General features: G+C 42.2%; 18 protein-coding genes. 16 read left to right on the forward strand and 2 right to left on the reverse strand.

Annotated elements, in window-relative coordinates:
- Nucleotides 1–17: 17 nt before the first annotated feature.
- From KQI91_RS04675 to KQI91_RS04735, 13 genes are all read left to right on the forward strand, one after another.
- Nucleotides 18–881 carry a hypothetical protein gene (locus KQI91_RS04675; protein ID WP_216391698.1) on the forward strand — a complete coding sequence of 288 codons (864 nt, stop codon included), beginning with the start codon at nucleotides 18–20 and terminating at the stop codon, nucleotides 879–881.
- A gap of 5 nt (nucleotides 882–886) precedes the next feature.
- Nucleotides 887–1,753, forward strand: a complete 867-nt coding sequence (locus tag KQI91_RS04680) for a hypothetical protein (protein ID WP_216391699.1) — start codon at nucleotides 887–889, stop codon at nucleotides 1,751–1,753.
- Nucleotides 1,750–2,532, forward strand: a complete 783-nt coding sequence (locus KQI91_RS04685; protein WP_216391700.1) for a hypothetical protein — start codon at nucleotides 1,750–1,752, stop codon at nucleotides 2,530–2,532. Before KQI91_RS04680 ends, KQI91_RS04685 begins: the two co-directional genes overlap by 4 nt.
- A 21-nt stretch (nucleotides 2,533–2,553) precedes the next feature.
- A complete protein-coding gene (locus tag KQI91_RS04690; protein WP_216391701.1) occupies nucleotides 2,554–3,480 on the forward strand; it encodes a signal peptidase I in 927 nt (308 codons plus the stop codon).
- Nucleotides 3,477–5,126: a hypothetical protein gene (locus tag KQI91_RS04695; protein WP_216391702.1), complete on the forward strand. Its 1,650-nt coding sequence runs from the start codon at nucleotides 3,477–3,479 to the stop codon at nucleotides 5,124–5,126. The genes KQI91_RS04690 and KQI91_RS04695 overlap by 4 nt, the downstream gene beginning before the upstream one ends.
- Nucleotides 5,127–5,146: 20 nt before the next feature.
- The gene (locus KQI91_RS04700) at nucleotides 5,147–7,054 is read left to right on the forward strand and encodes a DUF2357 domain-containing protein (protein ID WP_216391703.1); all 1,908 of its coding nucleotides are present in this window, start codon (nucleotides 5,147–5,149) and stop codon (nucleotides 7,052–7,054) included.
- The gene (locus tag KQI91_RS04705; protein WP_216391704.1) at nucleotides 7,051–7,674 is read left to right on the forward strand and encodes a signal peptidase I; all 624 of its coding nucleotides are present in this window, start codon (nucleotides 7,051–7,053) and stop codon (nucleotides 7,672–7,674) included. The genes KQI91_RS04700 and KQI91_RS04705 overlap by 4 nt, the downstream gene beginning before the upstream one ends.
- A gap of 30 nt (nucleotides 7,675–7,704) precedes the next feature.
- Nucleotides 7,705–8,388: a PilZ domain-containing protein gene (locus KQI91_RS04710; protein ID WP_216391705.1), complete on the forward strand. Its 684-nt coding sequence runs from the start codon at nucleotides 7,705–7,707 to the stop codon at nucleotides 8,386–8,388.
- Nucleotides 8,385–9,404, forward strand: coding sequence for a hypothetical protein (locus KQI91_RS04715; protein WP_216391706.1), 1,020 nt, complete (start codon nucleotides 8,385–8,387; stop codon nucleotides 9,402–9,404). Before KQI91_RS04710 ends, KQI91_RS04715 begins: the two co-directional genes overlap by 4 nt.
- A gap of 279 nt (nucleotides 9,405–9,683) precedes the next feature.
- Entirely contained in the window at nucleotides 9,684–10,520 is an 837-nt protein-coding gene (locus tag KQI91_RS04720) for a hypothetical protein (protein WP_216391707.1), read from the forward strand.
- Nucleotides 10,521–10,628: 108 nt separating this feature from the next.
- Complete coding sequence (locus tag KQI91_RS04725; RefSeq protein ID WP_216391708.1) at nucleotides 10,629–11,615, forward strand: hypothetical protein; 987 nt, start codon at nucleotides 10,629–10,631, stop codon at nucleotides 11,613–11,615.
- 768 nt (nucleotides 11,616–12,383) lie between these two features.
- Nucleotides 12,384–12,998 (forward strand): PBECR4 domain-containing protein, encoded by a 615-nt coding sequence (locus KQI91_RS04730; protein WP_253288359.1) that lies wholly within the window; start codon nucleotides 12,384–12,386, stop codon nucleotides 12,996–12,998.
- 469 nt (nucleotides 12,999–13,467) lie between these two features.
- Nucleotides 13,468–14,394, forward strand: coding sequence for a PD-(D/E)XK nuclease family transposase (locus KQI91_RS04735; RefSeq protein WP_216391710.1), 927 nt, complete (start codon nucleotides 13,468–13,470; stop codon nucleotides 14,392–14,394).
- Between the two features lie 141 nt (nucleotides 14,395–14,535).
- Here KQI91_RS04735 and KQI91_RS04740 read toward each other — a convergent pair whose 3' ends face one another.
- Both KQI91_RS04740 and KQI91_RS04745 read right to left on the reverse strand, forming a co-directional pair.
- The gene (locus KQI91_RS04740; protein ID WP_216391711.1) at nucleotides 14,536–15,462 is read right to left on the reverse strand and encodes a hypothetical protein; all 927 of its coding nucleotides are present in this window, start codon (nucleotides 15,460–15,462) and stop codon (nucleotides 14,536–14,538) included.
- Between the two features lie 441 nt (nucleotides 15,463–15,903).
- The gene (locus KQI91_RS04745) at nucleotides 15,904–16,842 is read right to left on the reverse strand and encodes a hypothetical protein (protein ID WP_216391712.1); all 939 of its coding nucleotides are present in this window, start codon (nucleotides 16,840–16,842) and stop codon (nucleotides 15,904–15,906) included.
- A 415-nt stretch (nucleotides 16,843–17,257) separates the two neighbouring features.
- Here KQI91_RS04745 and KQI91_RS04750 point away from each other — a divergent pair, with 415 nt between their 5' ends.
- The 3 genes from KQI91_RS04750 to KQI91_RS04760 are packed head-to-tail and all read left to right on the forward strand — an operon-like array spanning nucleotide 17,258 to nucleotide 20,131.
- On the forward strand, nucleotides 17,258–18,352 hold the full coding sequence (locus KQI91_RS04750) for a hypothetical protein (protein ID WP_216391713.1): 1,095 nt from the start codon (nucleotides 17,258–17,260) through the stop codon (nucleotides 18,350–18,352).
- A gap of 30 nt (nucleotides 18,353–18,382) precedes the next feature.
- The gene (locus KQI91_RS04755) at nucleotides 18,383–19,132 is read left to right on the forward strand and encodes a hypothetical protein (protein ID WP_216391714.1); all 750 of its coding nucleotides are present in this window, start codon (nucleotides 18,383–18,385) and stop codon (nucleotides 19,130–19,132) included.
- Between the two features lie 27 nt (nucleotides 19,133–19,159).
- Nucleotides 19,160–20,131 (forward strand): hypothetical protein, encoded by a 972-nt coding sequence (locus KQI91_RS04760; protein WP_216391715.1) that lies wholly within the window; start codon nucleotides 19,160–19,162, stop codon nucleotides 20,129–20,131.
- The last annotated feature ends 40 nt before the right edge of the window (nucleotides 20,132–20,171 follow it).

Here is a 20,171-nt window from a genome sequence, read left to right on the forward strand (position 1 = left end):
AATAAGGGGGCAATGTTTTGGATACAGATGTTAATCAGTTAAAAAGATCGTTTACGAGAGCAGTTCTGTGGATACTGCTTCTTCTTGCTGTTGCGACCGGGTCTACCTATGCCTGGTTTTCACTTACCGGTATCAATTCCACCAATGTGACACCGATGGGAGGAACTGTCAGCAAGGGTGATGCGGTCCTGCTGATCTCAACAAGTCAGACCGGTCCGTTTGACAAGACCTGTGAACTTGTACTGAGCGGGAACCCGGATTCGCTGAAGCCACTTTCCACGGAGAATCTGGAACACTTTTTCAGAGCTGCAGCACAGAACAAAAACGGAATCACAACACTTTATACAAATGCGGACAGCAGAGTGGATCAGGATGCTGTGCATGGAACCGTGTACCTGCAGTGTCAGAATGCACCATGCAAAGTATATTTCAATAAAGAAAATCTAAAACTCGGCAGTGATGCACAGGCTCTGGCAGCGATGCGACTTGGCATGAAGGTCACGTCTCATGAAGGAAGCAGAACCTATATCTGGAAGCTGGATGAAATGGGAAGCACAGGAAGTGCGGAAACCGTACAGACGATTTCCAGAAGCTCCGCAGTGGTTTCCTCCATCTCGGACAGTGGACAGCCAACATATGCAGATGATCCTTCACAGGAGATTTCGCAGTATATGGCACAGACAGGAGAAACAGAAGGACTGTACCAGGATGGAAGCCAGATGCTGATGCAGCTGGATGCAGATGAAATTGCAACTGTAGAATACTGGCTGTATCTGGAAGGCTGCGATGAACAGTGTGTAAATGCAGTACAGAACAGAGACTCTGAGCTGCAGCTTGCGTTTGCCGGTGTGGATACAGAGGAAAGCGGGAGAGGAGAGTAGATGCCATGAAACATAGTTTCAGGACATGGTTCCTGGGTGTTACAACAGTTTTTGCAATGTTGGCGCTGGCATTTGCTACCTATGCCTGGTTTACGACGAACCGGGCAGTTTCGACAAGTACCGCGACAGCAAGGACCGGAGAAGAGACTCTGGAACTGCAGCTCAGCACTTATGGGGGCAGCAGTTTTCAGAATGCGGATTCTGCCTCAATACAGCAGATCAACAATACGGATGCACAGTATCTGCTTCCGGTCTCAACGGATGATCTGATGAATTTTGTGTATTCACCGGTAACGCAGGATGGGATGGCAAAAGTCTTTCAGCCGGTCGAAAATGAATCTTATTATTATCATGGACGTGTATATATACGGGCGTCCGGAACCGGCTGGAGCGATGGAAGCACGATGAAGCTTTATCTGGATCAGAGTGATAATGCACTGGGTCAGAAAGTATCCGGCAATATACTGAATGCGGCGAGACTGGGCCTGGTATTTGACGGAGATTATTCTTCGGCAGTGATACTGAAACTCAGCGAAAGCTCCAATGCACAGAGTCAGCAGGTATACAACACAGTGATTAACGGACAGACACTCGGCAGCAATCAGGTGCTGTCCTACAGAAACAAAAATCTTCGGGCAGTGACAGATCCATCTGTTTCAGCCAGTACCTATACCGTGAGTTTCGGAGAGGACACCATGCAGGTTCCTCAGAATGCACTGCTGAATATGCAGTTTAACAAGATTTATACAGTAGATATTTATTTTTACATAGAGGGCTGCGACCCGGACTGTTCCAGTCAGATAGAATTCAGTACATCCGATCTTCAGATAGGATTTTACGGAGTACTTGATCAGAAGGAGACAGGAGCATGAATAAGAAAGAACAAAAAAATCCGGTAAAAAGTCGTTTGTACACGTCGATCCTGCTGCTGCTTATGGCATTTGTGGCAGTTACGGCAGCGACGGTTGCCTGGTTTTCCATTGCGGACAGGGCAAAAGTTAAGACGATGAGTCTGGATATTATCGCTGATGCAGATCTGAGGATGGACCTTGATCCGCACAGGACGATAGATCAGTATGTAAAGACACTTTCTTTTGAGCAGATTGCTGCAAGGATCCAACAGGAAAAGGGATTTTCCATGGAAACGACTCCGCTGGAGCCGGTGACGACTTCAGATCAGGAAACGTTTACTTACGAAGATGGCAGGACTGTGGAGAATACCAGTGGCGCATATCTGGAATTTACCCTGCATTTTATGGCGGCGAAGGATATGATCGTCCATCTGACAAGCGGAGACAGCAGCTCGGGAGCAGGAGACGGAACAGCCGTGACATCTCAGAACAGTGCGCTTCCGGAAGCAATGAGGATTTCTTTTGCAGCGGATGGCACGACCTGGATCTTTGATCCGGGCATGGGCAGCGGAAGCAGTACACAGGGATCAGCAAGGACCTTTGGACTTCCAGATGCATCTGCGATGAAGATAAATGATGACAATGCCATGTTTTCGCTGAAAGAAGGCGTGGACAAAGAAGTAAAAGTACATATCTGGATGGAAGGAACAGATCCGGCGTGTACAGATGAACTAAGAGGTTCTGATTATTCGATCCGGCTGCGGTTTACCGGTGACAAAACAGAAGATGAGGAAACATAATAATAACCAGGGAGAAAAAATATGAAAGCATTAAAGAAAACAGGAACAATTGTGCTCAGTGTACTGCTGTGGGTGATCATACTGGTAGCTGCACTGTATGCCTTTACAACAATGGCAACAAGAGACAATCAGAATGTGTCCAATATTATGGGCTACACTCCGCTTGTAGTTAAATCAGATTCCATGGCACCGACATTCAGCGCAGGTGACCTGATCTTTATCAAGAAATGTGATACTTCCACTTTAAAAGAGGGAGACATCATCTGTTTCCATACGATCATTGACAACGAATATGCACTGAATACCCACCGTATCGAAAAGATTGAAACCGTTGGAGATGCCAGAAGTTATACAACACTCGGTGATAACAACAATGGTATCACTGATACCCATATTATTTCAGATGGTGATATCGTAGGTAAATACGTCGGACATCTGCAGAATGTCGGCAAGGTGATGGATTTCCTTTCCAGCAGCATGGGATTCCTGATCGTGATCGTACTTCCGATGCTTCTGTTCTTTATCTACCAGGTATACAATCTGATCATGATCAGCATCAGACTGAAAAAAGCAGTCGCAGTAGAAGCTGCAAAAGAGGCTGCCATTGCACAGGAAAAAGCAATGCAGGAAAAAGTGGCACAGGAAGTAGCTGCGAAGGAAGAAGCACAGCAGAATGCAGCAACCGCCGCACAGGAAAAAGCAGCATCTGAGAGTGAGGCAGAGGCAGCAAGAGCAGCGCTGGAAGAGGCGAAGAGACTGCGTGAAGAAGCGGAAGCGATCCGTGCACAGGCAGAAAAAGAGCTTGCAGATGCCAAAAAGCAGCAGAGTCAGACAGAGAAAGAAGAAAATACAGAGACATCGGAGAATGCAGATGCAGCGGAAAAAACAGAATCTGCAGAAGAGGAAACAAAGAGTGAACAGACGAAAGAGGAGGAAACGGAGTCTTGAGTGAATTTCTGAAATTTGCGTTTGAGGTTCTTTCTCAGGTCGTTTACAACATTGTGACCTGGCTGGTAGCCTTTGTAAAAGTATTTATAACAGGGTGGGGAGAATATTTCGTGATATTTCGGACCTATTTTCCGACCCTGAGCATCGCAGGCAAGATTTTATCCGTGATACTCATGGTTATTCTTGCAGCGATTCCGATCGGAATCATTCTGCTTCTGATCCGCCGTGCGATCCTGAATTATCAGCTCAAAGCAGACAAGTCAGACAATGCGGCATTATATCGTGAGATCGGCAGACTGAACAAACAGGTACTGGATCTGATGGAAGAAAAGAACAGCATCCTTGCGTTAAAAGTAAATGCCATGGGCGGTACAGAACGAATTCCATATATGGGAGCATCTGCACTGACTGACGATGTGATTCCTACAGTAGGAAATGTAACAAGTGGAGAGGCAGCAGCAAAGGCAGCTCCGGCAGCTGCATCTGCGATTCTTTCCGGAAGCAGTGATCCGAAAAAGGCACCGGTCGTGCGTGCAGTCGTTTCTTCAGATCCGGGAGAAAAAGTGGAGCACCGTTTTCCGAAACTTACACTTGTGGATCAGAAATATGCAGATTTCCAGTATCCGCAGTATAACAATGACATCACACTGGAAGAGTTTGTGGAGGGATACAGACTCTTTGCCGCAAGCCAGATGAAACTTTACTATACACCGGAGATCATCCGACGCTTTGTTGCAGGTATGGCATCAAGTAAGCTGCTGATCCTCGAAGGTATTTCCGGTACCGGTAAAACAAGTCTTCCGTATTCTTTCAGCCGATACATGGAAAACCCGGCAACGATCGTATCTGTACAGCCGTCTTACCGTGACCGTACAGAAATCCTTGGTTATTTTAATGAATTTTCAAAAAGATTTAATGAGACGGAATTCCTTCGTGCCCTGTACGAGGCAAATTACCGTCCGGATCCGACGCTGATCGTTCTCGACGAGATGAACCTTGCGCGTATTGAGTATTATTTCGCAGAGATGCTTTCCGTACTGGAAATGCCGAATGAAGATGAATGGGTGCTTGACCTCGTGCCGACTGCGTGGGAAGGGGATCCTGAGAAGCTTGACGGCGGAAAGATCCATGTGAGTACAGCGACCTGGTTCATCGGAACGGCAAACAACGATGACTCTACCTTTACGATCACCGACAAGGTATACGACCGTGCAATGCCGATCGAGCTGAACGAAAGAGCCGATGCATTTGAGTGCGAACCGCAGCCGCACTGCGACATCACGGCAGAGCATCTGGAATATCTCTTCCAGAAAGCCAAAGTGGAACATCCGATCAGCGATGATACTCTGGATAAGATGCAGAAACTGGACAATTACCTGGTTACCAGATTCAAGCTTTCTTTCGGAAACCGTATCATGAAGCAGATGTACGACTTTATCCCGGTTTATGTTGCCTGTGGCGGCACAGAACTTGGTGGTATGGATTACATCATTGCACGTAAAGTACTCAAGAAATTTGAGAGTATGAACGTGACCTTTGTAAGAGACGAGATCACAGGTCTGATCAACTATATTGACAAAACATTTGGCAAAGCAGAGATGGAAGACAGCAAGTCATATCTGAGAAGAATCCAGAATCTGTATTAAGCGCAGCAAGGGGATAGAGCATGTCAGAAACAACAATCAGTGATTTATATGAGAAATATACAAATCAGGTTGGAGAAGCTCTGGAAGATGACCGGTATTTCCAATATCTGTTTGAGATGGTTCAGGCAGGTGATAATACCCTTCAGCAGAAAAACAGGATTCTCCACAAAGTAATCGATGAAAAATGGCTGACCGTAGTAGAAGAGGGAATCGAGGCTATTTTCAACATTGTGGACAAACCACGGCGTTTTATTGCTACCAGCGAAGAAGTCGTGCCGGTGGCACTTGCCAAGAAGATCACGGCAGACAGTGTGCGACATTTGAGCCAGCATACACAGTTTATCACAGAGAATGCGGCGGGGGAGATCCAGCCGACCAAAATCCTCAATGTTACAACAGAAGAAAGTTATGATCTGTATGAAAACCGCTTCGTGTATCATCTGATCCAGCGACTTTTTGCCTTTGTTGACAAGCGAACAGATGTCATCTTCTGGTCAACAGGAGACGAGACCTGTAATGTTATGAGCATGGAAAGTAAAGTCGACGATGCTTATGAAGAAATTTCATACAAAGTAGAGATGACGATCAAAAACCGTCAGAGTTATGTAGAAAACGACACCGACCATATGGACCTCTTCAAAAGAATTGACCGTGTGCGAAGGCTGTCCAGAACTTTAAGGACAAGTTCTTTCTGCGATATCATGAACGGCTGTGCAAAGGTGCGAAGTCCGATCCAGAGAACCAACCTGATGATGAAAGATCCGGATTACCGTACCTGCTACAAGCTCTGGCAGTTCATAGAGAGCTACGACGAAGTAGGATATACCATTGAGGAACAGGATTCCGCATTACAGTTCGATGAAGAATATCTTCTGCAGATGTACATCAACTTTATTACAAACTATACCGTCTTCAAGAGTCTTCTGGAATCCGACCAGAGAAATGTGACAGAGCTTGCCAAAGAAAAGAGGGAACCTGTCAAACCGAAATTTGTCAAAGAGATCAAAGAAGAGATCGTAGAGGACAGGAACATCCCGGATGTGGAGATCCGTCAGGTCTTTGTGGAAGAAGTCACACAGGCACAGCTCGATGCAGAGGCAAAGCTGGAAGAAGAAACGCAGCGAAGAGAAGAACTCGAACGGTCTCTCTCTGAACTGGAATTCCAGATGGATTCGCTGAATCAGCAGATGGAATTCCTGGAGCAGACCAGAATGCAGATGGAGCAGGAACGCGCAGAACTGGAAGAACAGCTCCGGAAAGAACAGAAAGTCCGTCAGGAAACTGAGGCAGCGATGGTTGCTGCGGACATAGAAGCAAGAAATGCAATAGAGACCGCACAGGCAGAAGCGAAGAATGCTGTAGAGGCAGCACAGACTGAGGCAAAGAATGCTGTGGAGACTGCGCAGGCAGAAGCGAGAAGGTCTGTAGAAGAAGCAGAGATAAAGGCGAAGGAATCTGTAGAGGCAGCGAAAGCAGAAGCGAGGGAATCCATCGAGAAGACCGAAGCCGAGGCAAAACGTTCTGTCGAGAATCTTCAGAAGGTACTTGATACTGTGCGAAGAGAGAAAGAACGTGAGCTGACCGCAGCACTGGATCGTGCAGAAAAAGCCGAAAAAGATGCAAAGAATTCCCGCAAAGAAAAAGAAAAGAAACAGAAAGCAGCAGCAGAAGAGATAGACAGAATCAGAAAAGAAGCGACAGATGCAGCTGCAAGATCAAAGAAAGAATCCAAAGCAGCGGTTGCAGCGGCACAGAGAGAGGCAGCAAAAGCGGTTGAGGAAGCACTTCGAAAACAGGAAGAAGCCGAGAAAGAAATGCATAAGGCTCTGGCAAAGGCAGAATCTGCAAGTCTGTCTCATTATATTGTGAAGCGTTTGCAGGAACGCCGCGAATCCAAAAACACAAAAGAGGATGACAGAAATTCATGATAAAGAAATTTTTTCTGACATTGATAAATATCATTTCTGTGATGATCATTGCGGCGGCAGTCGTGGTCCTGTGTCTGGTAGTTTTTACGAAACAGGGAGAAGCGCCCAGCCTTGGAGGATACACGGTTTTCCGTATTACGACCGGGAGCATGAAACCGACTTATGATGTGGATACGCTGATCGTGGTCAAAAAGACAGATCCGGCACAGATCAGGGTTGGAGATGTCATTTCCTTTTATTCTGCTGATCCGGCACTGGATGGTTCGGTAAATACACACAGGGTCATAGCCGTAGAACAGGATGGGGCAGGATGGAATTACACAACACAGGGTGATGCAAATAATATCCCTGATCAGTATGGAACAGATTCCAATGCTCTGATCGGAAAAGTGGTTGCTTCCTCTCTGGCACTTGGGAAGCTGGCACGTCTGGTATCCAATCCGCTTATTTTTATACCGGTCATTCTGATACCGCTGGCGGTCATTCTTGTCAGCAATATGATCCGGACCATCCGGCTGGCGGGCAAAATTGCCAGGGATGAGGAAGAAGCAGCGGTCAGAGAAGCAATCCGCGAGATTCAGGAAAAAAGACAGAAAGAAAAAACTTCAGATAAAGAATAATAGAACAGGATTTATTAGGAGGAAACTGACATGGCAGGAAGTATACAACTGAAGAAAGGTACCAAAATGCAGCTTGCATTTGATGTGCCGGTAGGGCAGGAGCCTCAGTTTAATATGCTCTGCACATTTAACAAAGCACTGGATGAATCAGCATTTCTCGTGTCGGCACCTATGGTGGACGGCAAGAGACTGGTACCTGATGAAACACAGAAATTACTGTTTAAATATACCGAAGGAGACGAGAGTAATATTCTGGCGGGATATGTGGACGATGTCGTAAAAGAAGGAATCCGCCATTATCTCAAAGTCAGACGAGTGGCAGAACAGAGACAGTTTGTCAAACGTATGGATGTCCGTATGAAAGTCGAACTTCCGGTTACTTATATGCAGGATACCTGGGAACTGAATTCGGATGGAGAAGTAGACAGGGAAAAAGGACAGACAATGGATATTTCCAACAACGGTCTTGCGGTATACATGAACCGTTGGTTTGAAGTAGGGGAATCCTGTATCTTTACCCTTCCAAGGCTCGGAACTGCAACAGAGGGGCAGCCGTCCAGAGAAGTTGTAGGCGTGATCTGCTGGACACGAGAGATGCCGAAGGGCAGCCCGTTCCGCTTTGTAGCAGGTACACAGCTGAGATTTGCAGATCAGCAGGAACGTCAGGATATGCAGGATTACGTGGCATACGTAAAGAAAAGGTATAAACTGTGAGAAAGAAAACAGAGAAAAAGAAAGTAGATAAAAAAATCGAAAATCTTCAGAATGGAAAAGCGAACAAAAAAAGACGGCGGCTCTTTCACAGGAAGTCTGACACAGATCAGCTGATTCGTATTGAGGAGCTCGAGTCCCTGATGATGGAACAGAACGGAGAGGTAGATCCGGAAAAAATCGTCAGTATGTATCGGCCTCACAGGAAGAGACGACAGATTGGTGCGGCATTGCTGCGTATGGATAAACTCAGTCTGGTACTTATGGGAATGATGCTTCTGGTTGCGGTTCTGTTTGTTGCTGCATTTATGCAGGAAAAAATGGGCAACTTTACGATCAACCTTGATCGACTGGAACTGTATCGACGGGGTATCAGTATTGCGGATAATGGTGACTTTGAAGGAGCAACAGCCAGACTGACAGCGGCAACTGTAAAAGATGCTACCAATATTTCCATAGAAGATCTTCCGGATAATCTGGATTCCCAGGATGGAGATCATAATGGAAAAAACTATATGGCATATACTTATTATGTCAGAAATGCGGGAAAAGAGGACCTTTCTTATATTGCCAGGATTACCCTGGATTCCTGTTCCAAAGGAGCCGAGGATGCAGTTCGTATTGCAGTATGGCGAAACGGACAGAAAATAATTTATGCAGAACCGGCAAAAGATGGAAAAGCTGAGAAAGATTGCACAAATTTCTTGTCAGATGACGTCGTATGCGAGTATAATGAAGAAAACTTCCTTGTTGGAAATGTCGATAAATATACCATTGTTATCTGGATGGAAGGTGACGATCCGGAGTGCGTGGACTCCATTATCGGAGGAAGCGTGGAACTGAGCATGCACATTGATTCAGATTTCGATGATGATACCAGCCTCCTGTGGAAGTTTGTACAGGATATCAAAGATACCCTCAGTGGAGACAAGCCGATCAATGCGGCCGGTAATGAAGCTCCGAATGACAGCTACTATACAGATAAAGAAGTAACATGGAATAACAGACGTAATAAATAACAGAGGGATTGTGGAAGTGCGCGGCACGGAACAAATCCAGATAGTATAATACATAATTTTATTTATGGTATAACCGGTGCCACAACCGCCGATTATATAAATCTACAACAGAAAAACCTTTCATGGCAGAAAAGAAAGACTTGTGTGGTCAGATGAGCACCTCACCGGAAACGGTGGAGGGAAACTCTCTCAACCGGGCCCGGTGGGAGTTTGATCTGAACACAGAAAATCTTTCGAAGATGTCTCGGAGGGAAAAAACTGTATGAAGGAGAGAATGATATGAATGATACAAAAAGCACCGTAAAAGGGCTAAAAAAACAATTAGCAGCGGCTGTTGCAATGGTAACAGTTGCAGCTGTTGCGTTAGGATCAAGTACATATGCTTGGTTTGTAAGTAATAATACGGTAACAGCAACGACTACAACAATTAGTGCACAGTCAAATGCACCGTTCCTGAAAATTGCTAAAGATCAATTAACGGACGCTTCAACAACTGTTGCAACAAGAGCAGATGAAACAAGTGTAGCTCTTTATCCGGCAGAAGTTATTGCAAATGGTACAAGTCCGAAATTTGTATCAGCATATGCATCCGCAAAAGATGCTGCTACTGAGCTTGCAAATTCTCGATTTAATGTTGGTGATACAACTGCCGCAGTAAAAGGAAAATATGCAATTAAACAGTCTTTCGTTATTGGTACTACTGATGATAAGGCTGGTTCTTTCAAAAATCTGAAAGTGTCCAAGGTTGAACTGACCGGTAATACTACTTCAAGTAAACTTACAAAGGCATTATCTGTTTTGATTGTATGTGGTGAGAAGTGGGCAGTTTATAAAGCAAGTGATAATGGTGCAGTTCTTGAAAAGTACTTTGATAATACTAGTGCAGTAGGAAATAACACAAATGGTGTGTTAGCAGATACAATTGCAGCAAAAAGTTCTGTAACTGTTGATTGCTATGTATTCTATGATGGTTCTGAGGAAGATGTTCATACTGATAACTACAGCGAGAATCTGCTGACAGCCCTTGGAGCAACTGTAACATTCACAGCTACACCTGTTAATACAGATGGTACTGCTGTTGATGGTGCAAATAATGATGTAACCAGCAACAACTAATAACTATGAATGTTTCCCCACGGTTGTGGCGTGGGGGACATTTTAAAGAATAGAAACATTCTATTGATTTCCGTTTTTTAAAATGTCTAATTAATGAGGAGAAAGCGTATGAAGCAAGTAAAAAAATTGAAAAAAGAACTCGCTGCGGCAGTTGTTTCAGCAATGATTGCAGCAGTGTCGCTGACTTCGGCAACTTATGCGTGGTATGTGGCAAATAATACTGTCACAGCGACGACCTCTACAATCAGTGCAACAACAAATGGATTTATTTTGCAGATTGCAAAGCTTTCAGAAGGTGCACAGCATGGTGGAGAACAAAAATCATTGGAAGCCTTTTCTACAGGCGCGACATTAAGTCCCGCATCTTCAGATGATATGAAAAACTGGTATATATGTCAGAGCTGGGATAATCAAGGTCTGGTTACGGATTATTCAGTTCCTTCCTTTGAAACCGGGATCGATGCAAAACCGGGTAATTATAAAGTAAGTGGTAACGATTATTATGCATTTATTAGAAGTGATTATATCGTTTATACGATTACAGAGACTGGCAGGGCAGATGTGTATTTGGCAATTGAAGATAATCAATCACCAATTACTATTACTGCGAAAAACGGAAATGGGTCGGAAACGGTTACAGGTTCCATGCGAGTGGCTATAACTACACAGGAAGTTGATACTGACGGAAAGACGCCTGTCGGTGAAGAAACGCTCCGTGTGGTGTATGCGAAAGATGATGAAACAGGCAAAGGCAATGACAGCACAGCAAAAGCAGGATGGACAAGTATTCAGAATATAAATGGAAGTCCACAACTTGATACGGTTACCTATCCATATATTTACAGTGACCATTATGCTGATCAGAGAACAGATGGAGCCAAGAACTGGGTAGCAACAAAGGACGGTGAGAATTTTACAATTCCAGATAATTCAGAAGCAATAGCAAAGAATGTAGGATATAACGGAGTTGCTGTTCATGTTTATATTTGGATGGAAGGAACAGATGCTGATTGTGTTAATGGAAAATCTATTGAAAATGATTCGTCTACGTATGATGTTGAAGTAAAATTTGCGGGTGTAGCAACTGGAAATTGAATACAATTTTTTTGAAGAGTCATGGCAAACTGAGCTATGGCTTTTCTTTTCCCATGATTTCGCCTATTGTTTACTATGTTCAATCACTCTACTCATTTTCAGTACATCTGATGAATTGCTATTTTCTAAACTTCTGATATAGCCATGCAAGTGCAAAGAGCACACTCAGAAGGGAGAAATTGCAATATGTGAAAAAACAGGATATCATGGGGGAACGAAGCGCATTATGGGAATCCATAGAAAAAGTGGGCATCCGGTATCTGAAATAGAACCACCTGGAGTACCGGGAAATGCAGGCACAGGCAATCAAGCTAGTGGAGAACAATCCGGCACTGTGAAAATTGATGAATGAATCAAGAGGTGTAGCTCTGACACAGAAGGATCACAAAGACCTGTACAAATATTTTGAATTTATCTAAACTATTCTCGCGTTCAAAGCGAATATATGCTTACCACAAAATAAAATGTTGCTATTTCCAGAATTCTGCATATAATACAGATGAGCGTGGAAATTCTAGCTCCACAAAATTTTTCGGAGCTATTGAACTCTGGCAATTTTGTGATATAATGATTTCAGAGGATAGCGGCGATGACCAGCTATCGCGGTGATGAAGCAATTGACTGGTTCGGTTTCAGCCGATTGTGGAGCCAGACCGTGGGTTATGCGGTAACCACAAGCCGAATAGATTCTTTGAATCGAAGAAAAACGCTTAGTGAGAGCCTTGCTTCGGCAAGGCTCTTATTTATGTGATAAAGGAGATGATGTGTATGGAAAACAATGATCACGGATTACTGTATAATGCAGCAGTTACGTGGAAAGAACTGACAGAATATTATTATGTTTTTACATTTGGCTACAAACAGCAACTATACACAATTCATCTATCTTTCCCACCTGAGAAGTTTCCACATCTTGCAGGCTTCCAATATTTAAAGGATATCAACTTGCCACGATTTAATCCAGCTAAAACAATGAATATGATTCTTTCAGGAAAAATCAGGCACAGTCATATTGAAAAAGGATCTCAATATGAAGGATCTGTAAAACCACGTCTGGAAGCACTGATCCGATTAAAGGAAACGTTGGAACAGGATTTTCAATTACATTCTTATATGCCCCGGTTCTATTCTTTTACAACTCAGATTAAGGCAGATTATCTGATTTCCAGTGCGACAGCACCAGTGGACTTTATATTTATCATTAAGTCGAGTTCATCCGGTGAGATTTCAATTTGCGATTTCGTGTGTTGTTCTGCTTTTACGCAGACGAAGCGAGATTACCGTGAAAATCAGCGTCCACGATGTATTTTGAAAAAAGAGCGGGTACATATCGCAACCAATACAACTACAGTGCTATTTGACCGTCTGAACAAGCAACAATAAAAATACACAAATATACAAGGCACAGCTCATAAATGAGTATGTGTCTTTTTTATTGGAAAACAGATAAATTACCACTAATCCTTGACAATGCAAGCTGGCATACGACTATGCGTTCCGAAAGCCTTATTGAAGCAAGTTACAAAATCGTTAAATGGTTGTTTTTATGGGATTATAGGCGAAAAAGTATCATCGTTCAGTAAGAAACGTTGCAATGGTAACAGTTGCAGCAGTTGCGTTAGGATCAAGTACATATGCTTGGTTTGTATGTGATAACAAATTTAGTTTATGATTTCTGAAATTCGTTGTCGTCGGTAGTGCAAAAACTGTCGAACGGTTTTTCTTGCGTGCCAGGTACATATTGTGCTAATATCTTTATATCTAAAAATTCTGGCCCGTCGGGCGTTCTTAATGTTTCAAATCAGAAACAATATTCCATGAAATCCAGATCTATATGAAAGGAAAGCAGCTTATGCAGACAAAATTACAGAAATACTTTCCCATGCTTCGAAGTCGTGAGGAGATACTGAAAGACATTGATGCAAATGTGAAACTTACAGAACAATTATTCCTGAGTATTTTATTTAAGCGGAAAGTAAAGATTGTGGAAGTCCTGCCGGGAGATTCAAGCAGGCTTGCAGATGAACAGTCGTTATTGCTCATGGATATCCTGGTACGTTTTGAAGATGGTACATATTGTAATATAGAAGTACAGAAGATAGGATATGCATTTCCAGGAGAACGTTGTGCCTGTTATTCTTCAGATCTGTTGCTGCGTCAGTACAAAAGAGCCCGGAGTGCGAAGAAAAATAAATTTACATATAAAGATGTGAAAGGTGTTTATACCATCGTGCTGATGGAAAAAAGCCCGGCATTATTTCATAAATATGCGGATGATTACGTGCATACATTCAGTCAGAAGGCAGATACCGGACTGGAGATGGACTTGCTGCAAAAATATATCTTTATTCCACTTGACATCTTCCATAAAAATGTACAGAATAGAGGTGTCAAGAACAAAATGGACGCATGGCTGACATTCCTGGGAAGTGACGAGCCAGAGGAGATTATAAATCTGCTCAGGGCTTATCCGGAATTCAGCACATTGTATGAGCACGTGTATTACATATGCCGGAATGTGGAGGATGTAATGGGAATATTTTCAGAAGAGTTAAAGATTCTGGACCAGAATACGGTGAAATATATGGTGGATCAGATGCAGGAGCAGATTGACGAACAAAGAGAGCAGATTGATGAACAGAAAGAACAGATCGGTGAACAGAGAAAGCAGCTATCGGACAAAGAAGAGCAATTGAGGGAAAAGGATTGTGAAATACAGCAAATAAGGAAAGATATGGAAACACTAAAAAGACAAATGGAATCTTTCCAAAAGAAATAGAGGAAAATATAACCATTGATTTTTACAGGAAGCCGGGGGAGTAGGCTTCCTGTTTTTGAGAGTATTTCTTTTGAAATACTCCCTCAAAATGGTGATTCTTGGTTTGGAAGTGTCCTTCCCAAGGGGCACTCCAGATTCATACTAGTCTATTTCATATTTCTGGTAGAGCCTCTTAAGAACTTCAGGATTTGTCATGGCCTGAAGAAATTCATCCACACGTCCATCCTGTTTCAGCTTTGCATATAAAAGTTTTAGATGGTTTTCGCCTTCCATTATACCAGCTTCTCGTCCGGCTTCCATTCCGGCTTCATATTCTGCCTTCCGAAGTTTTCGTTCTTCCTCTTCCTTATCATATTCGAATATACTCGTCGCAATCACCTCCGACCTGTTCTTCCGAAGAAAATCTGCAAGGATATCGTTCTGAATACAGTAATTAACTGCTTTCTCTACAGCTGCATTCAATTCGAAATCTCGTGCATATGCCCTCACTTTTGCAACATATTGTGCATATTCTTTGAGAATCTGGCATTGTTCCAGCAGGTTGCTGTTGTGCCCTTCGTTGATATTCAGGGTAATGACTTTTAATTCAAGGTTTGCTTCTCCTGTCAGGTTTTCGTATGCATCTGACAGATAATTGGTCCAGCTGTCCGCTTTCTTTTCTGTGCCATTATAAAATACAAGAAAATTTGGTGCCGGGATTTTCTGAAGAGCTGAAGAATACAGGGATCTGTGATCTACAAGCTTCTGGTATTCTTCTGCTATATAAAATAAATCTCTTAATGGCATATTCGGTGTGTACGTGGATTGATGTTCATATAAAAACAATCCCGTATCCACAATAAATGCCAGGTCATTCTTCATTCCCATATAGACAGCATTTTCCAACGTTACGATTTCCAGTACATCTGGATCTTCATATGTACTCCCATTCACTGCATTGTAAAGCGACAATAGATTGTTGCGGTCAGTGAACAGCATTCGGAATACCGTATCTTTGTATTTTCTGTTGGCTGTCAGATTTTTGCCTGCATTTTTTACAGTAACTTTTCGATTCTTTCTTTTTGCCATAGGCAGTACCTCCTGTTTGGGTGCAGGAGATTAGGAACGAAATGTGCTTTACCTCGCTTCAGACCTCCTGCTTTTATTGAAATTGGAATTTAAAAGCATGGATTTCTGAAATGATTTTAGAAAAAATAGATAGACGGCAAAATGCCCTGAACTTCTAAGAAATATGCTTTAGTTTCATAGTAACATGCTTTTTTCGGGGAGTCAATGAGCAACGATATCTTCAATTCCCCTTGACATCTTTCATAAATATGAAATACAGCAAATAAGGAAAGATATGGGGATGCTAAAGAAACAAATGGAATCTCTCCAAAAGAAATAGAGGAAAATATAACCATTGATTTGTACAGGAAGCCGGGGAGTAGGCTTCCTGTTTTTGAGAGTATTTCTTTTGAAATACTCCCTCGAAATGGTGATTCTTGGTTTGGAAGTGTCAGATTCATACTAGTCTATTTCATATTCCTGGTAGAGCTTCTTAAGAACTTCAGAATCTGTCATGGCCTGAAGAAATTCATCCACACGCCCATCCTGTTTCAGCTTTGCATATAAAAGTTTTAGATGGCTTTCGCCTTCCTTTATACCGGCTTCTCGTCCGGCTTCCATTCCGGCTTCCATTCCGGCTTCATATTCTGCCTTCCGAAGTTTTCGTTCTTCCTCTTCCTTATCATATTCGAATATACTCGTCGCAATCACCTCCGACCTGTTCTTCCGAAGAAAATCTGTAAGGATATCGTTCTGAATACAGTAATTAACTGCTTTCTCCACAGCTGCATTCAATTCGAAATCTCGTGCATATGCTCTCACTTTTGCAACATATTGAGCATATTCTTTGAGAATCTGGCATTGTTCCATCAGGTTGCTGTTGTGTCCTTCGTTGATATTCAGGGTAATGACTTTTAACTCAAGGTTTGCTTCTCCCGTCAGGTTTTCGTATGCATCTGACAGATAATTGGTCCAGCTGTCCGCTTTCTTTTCTGTACCATTATAAAATACAAGAAAATTTGGTGCCGGGATTTTCTGAAGAGCTGAAGAATACAGGGATCTGTGATCTACAAGTTTCTGGTATTCTTCTGCTATATAAAATAAATCTCTTAACGGCATGTTCGGCGTGTACGTGGATTGATGTTCATATAAAAACAATCCCGTATCTACAATAAATGCCAGGTCATTCTTCATTCCCATATAGATAGCATTTTCCAACGTTACGATTTCCAGTACATCTGGATCTTTATATGTACTCCCATTCACTGCATTATAAAGCGATAATAGATTGTTGCGGTCAGTGAACAGCATTCGGAATACCGTATCTTTGTATTTTCTGTTTGCTGTCAGATTTTTGCCTGCATTTTTTACAGTAACTTTTCGATTTTTTCTTTTTGCCATAGGCAGTACCTCCTGTTTGGGTGCAGGAGATCAAGAACGAAATGTCCTTTGTCTCGCTTCAGACCTCCTGCTTTTATTGAAATTGGAATTTAAAAGCATGGATTTCTGAAATGATTTTAGAAAAAATAGATAGACGGCAAAATGCCCTGAACTTTTAAGAAATATGCTTTGACTTCATAGTAACACGATTTTTTTTGGGAGTCAATGAGCAACGATATCTTCATTCCCTCTGACAAATGGAATTGCTAAAAAGAAATAAAGGGACGCTAAAAAAGTCGCCGAACACTTCCGTCATGGCAATTTTTTATTGAAAAGAAAAGCTTCCTATGATACCATAAAACAGAGTATAGGTATATAATAAGATGTTAATATAGAGTAATTATGTAGAATAAAGTAACTACGGAGGTGTGTTCTGATGGCGGATGAACACAAAACAGATCAGAATCCGGAAGAACTCGAAAATCTGTCGCCGGAAGAGCTGCAGGAGCGCATACAGGAAGAAAAAAAGAATGCAAAGCGCAGCCTCAGATTTGCGTTTACAGCACTGCTTGCAATTATCGCAGTCTGTATTGCCTGGTTTGTGGCGAATAATCGCGTGAGTATGACGGGGACACAGATATCGGCGGATAATGACAGACCATTTGAGCTGGCGAGTGTTGGCGAGAGACTGACAGACGAAGAAGAATATCTGAAGGATGCTGATGGTAATGACATTCTTTCAGCAGGAACTGAAGAAAAATATTCTAAATATATTGATATAAATACTGGCGAGGAAGTATCGGGAGAAAAGATTTATCATACCGGCAGTAGCGGTCTTGCATGGTATATGAACAGTGAAGAAAGCCTGATTCCAGGAGCCGGAGATGAACTTGAATTTTATCTGATTCCAAAGAAAAGCGGGCTTACAAAAGTAGAAATTTCAGTGGATCTGGATGGTTATACATTTGAAACTACCAAAAAAATCTCAAAAAATACAGATTCAAAAATTGCTGATTTGCTGAATGGACATATTCTGTTCTTTCGGTATCTGGATGCAACATATGGATACCATGGCTGGCTGGGAGCTGATCGCAAAATAACACTGAATGCACCAAAGCAGACTGTGGATGGAAAGACTGTAACAGAGTTTCAAAAAGATGTTCCATACAGGGTAACTTTACGCTGGAAATGGCCGAAGTACCTGCGTAATTATATTTATACAGACAGAAGTTACGGAGATTTATTTACAGCGGCGATGAAGACAGATACTGATAAAAAAGAAGAATATGATAAGCTTATCGAATTCGTAGTGGATCAGTTGAATACTGATATAACTACTAAGGATGAGGATAAAAAAAATAAGCTTTTTTATGATTCTCAGTCAGCAACCAATAGTGCGCCAAATCCCAAGATAAGCGCCGCCGATATATCAACGACGTTACTGGATACTTACAGTAGTTATTATAATCAGGCAGATGAGTACATCGGAACAAATATACAGTATGTTTACATACAGATTAATGTTGATTAATGAAAAATGTAAATGACAGGGAACAGATAAATGAACGAAGAAAAAAAAGAAACAAAGCAACCTGACAAAAAAATATCCAACAAGAAAAAGCTATGTTATTCCATAGCAGCACTTTTGGTTGTTGTGGCTTTGATTGCAGGACTTTCTTATGCATGGTTTTATAACCAGACGGATATGGCAACACTGATGGCAATCAAACCGCCATCTACCATATCCATTCGTGGACCAGGTGGTTCTGAGATGACGTCACTGGATCTGAATTATTCAGATGGCGACAAAGATGCTGATAATAAAGTGACTGTCCGAAGAGTGATCTGTGTGCAGAGTGAAGAGAGTGTGACAGGTTATAAACTGGAAATTGTCCATACGACAAATCTTAAAGGTCTGACATTTAGTCTGTATCCAGTTTCGGAAGCTGGAAATGCTACAGTGACAGACAGTGATGAAAAAGGTACTTCTTATACATATAAGTATAATTCTAGTGAGGAAAGTAAGCTTTCTGGAAACTATCTTAATCTACAGAAGAGTAGCGATTCCGGTTATAAGTATGCAAATGGTGATAAGCATCAAAAAAACTATGGCGATTATACCAACGTCCAGGCACATGCAGAGCCATTGTACTGGCTGGCAAAAGATACTCTTAAGCCAAATGGAGATACTGCAAATCAGGTAACAATCGATGATACAACCTACAATCGTACTTATTACGTTTGTGAAGTATCCTGGACAGAAATAACTAAAGAAACAGATATTTTCTATATTCTGGTCAAAACTGCATAAGACTGCAGCAGAATAAGGAGTCAGAAAATGAAATTTACAAACAGACCAAAATGGAAAAGAATAGCACTGGCAGTAATATGTCTGATTGGTTTGCTGGTAATAGCAGGAGGAAGCTTCGCAGCGTATACCAGTCAGGATTTTCAGCGTGGTGTTGCGCGAAACAGAGATAATGAGGCAGTACGTTTTACATCAAATTATCTCCAGAGTTTTGCGTACAGTGAAAACCCGGATCCAAAATCATATGCAGGAAGAACTGTACTGTTCAGTGATACAGAAAAAGACAAAAATTTAAGTATTGATATTTGGGTATATAACTATGCAGGCAGTACAACGCTGGTAAACCAGAAAGATATTACTTACAATATGTCAATTTCCTTTGGCGAGGGAAACGGAACAGGCTATAGTGTTACCACGGATACTGGAAAAACAGTTGAGCAAAATGGAACGACTTATACGATCAGTGGCGTAACACTTCCTGGAATTACACCAACAGCTCACAAATATACCGTGACATTCCCAGGCAGTGATTTAGATAAACTTAAAATCACGGCAACGGCTATTCCACAGAAGGTATCTGTAACCAATAATCAGATGCTTGCGGCAGTTATCGCACCATGTACCGGATCATCGACGCAGACATTCTCTTTTGAGGGTAAATTTACGGATACATCAGTGGCACCGAACTTATATGATGGATTCAACTATGAGGTTTCCATTTCGAGTGGCAAAGCAAATGCCACTCTTACATGGGATGCAAGTGCAGTGGAAATAGATAAATTCTTCCTTCAGAATCTTGGAAAAAACGAGACAGAGATAGCGACTATTCTGAAAGATGGGACGTTAACGTTCGTGATGAATCAGCCGGAAGGAACAGGAGATTATCTGATTCCATTTTATATTAAGGATAGAAATAAGATTCCTGCCAGCTGGGATGATACAGAAGGCGAAAATGGAATGAAAAAGATAATTTCTTTTAATGCAACAGAAATAACGCAGTAACACAAAATCAGACTTTATGACAGATTACCTGATATTATGA

The organism is Blautia sp. MSJ-19 (assembly GCF_018918125.1).
Lineage (GTDB): Bacteria > Bacillota > Clostridia > Lachnospirales > Lachnospiraceae > Blautia_A.

Excerpts from the sequence above, each read along its gene's own strand:
- KQI91_RS04680 (WP_216391699.1), top strand. The coding sequence starts at position 887 with ATGAAACATAGTTTCAGGACATGGTTCCTGGGTGTTACAACAGTTTTT.
- KQI91_RS04685 (WP_216391700.1), top strand. The coding sequence starts at position 1,750 with ATGAATAAGAAAGAACAAAAAAATCCGGTAAAAAGTCGTTTGTACACG.
- KQI91_RS04690 (WP_216391701.1), top strand. The coding sequence starts at position 2,554 with ATGAAAGCATTAAAGAAAACAGGAACAATTGTGCTCAGTGTACTGCTG.
- KQI91_RS04700 (WP_216391703.1), top strand. The coding sequence starts at position 5,147 with ATGTCAGAAACAACAATCAGTGATTTATATGAGAAATATACAAATCAG.
- KQI91_RS04705 (WP_216391704.1), top strand. The coding sequence starts at position 7,051 with ATGATAAAGAAATTTTTTCTGACATTGATAAATATCATTTCTGTGATG.
- KQI91_RS04710 (WP_216391705.1), top strand. The coding sequence starts at position 7,705 with ATGGCAGGAAGTATACAACTGAAGAAAGGTACCAAAATGCAGCTTGCA.
- KQI91_RS04720 (WP_216391707.1), top strand. The coding sequence starts at position 9,684 with ATGAATGATACAAAAAGCACCGTAAAAGGGCTAAAAAAACAATTAGCA.
- KQI91_RS04725 (WP_216391708.1), top strand. The coding sequence starts at position 10,629 with ATGAAGCAAGTAAAAAAATTGAAAAAAGAACTCGCTGCGGCAGTTGTT.
- KQI91_RS04730 (WP_253288359.1), top strand. The coding sequence starts at position 12,384 with ATGGAAAACAATGATCACGGATTACTGTATAATGCAGCAGTTACGTGG.
- KQI91_RS04735 (WP_216391710.1), top strand. The coding sequence starts at position 13,468 with ATGCAGACAAAATTACAGAAATACTTTCCCATGCTTCGAAGTCGTGAG.
- KQI91_RS04740 (WP_216391711.1), bottom strand. The coding sequence starts at position 15,462 with ATGGCAAAAAGAAAGAATCGAAAAGTTACTGTAAAAAATGCAGGCAAA.
- KQI91_RS04745 (WP_216391712.1), bottom strand. The coding sequence starts at position 16,842 with ATGGCAAAAAGAAAAAATCGAAAAGTTACTGTAAAAAATGCAGGCAAA.
- KQI91_RS04750 (WP_216391713.1), top strand. The coding sequence starts at position 17,258 with ATGGCGGATGAACACAAAACAGATCAGAATCCGGAAGAACTCGAAAAT.
- KQI91_RS04755 (WP_216391714.1), top strand. The coding sequence starts at position 18,383 with ATGAACGAAGAAAAAAAAGAAACAAAGCAACCTGACAAAAAAATATCC.
- KQI91_RS04760 (WP_216391715.1), top strand. The coding sequence starts at position 19,160 with ATGAAATTTACAAACAGACCAAAATGGAAAAGAATAGCACTGGCAGTA.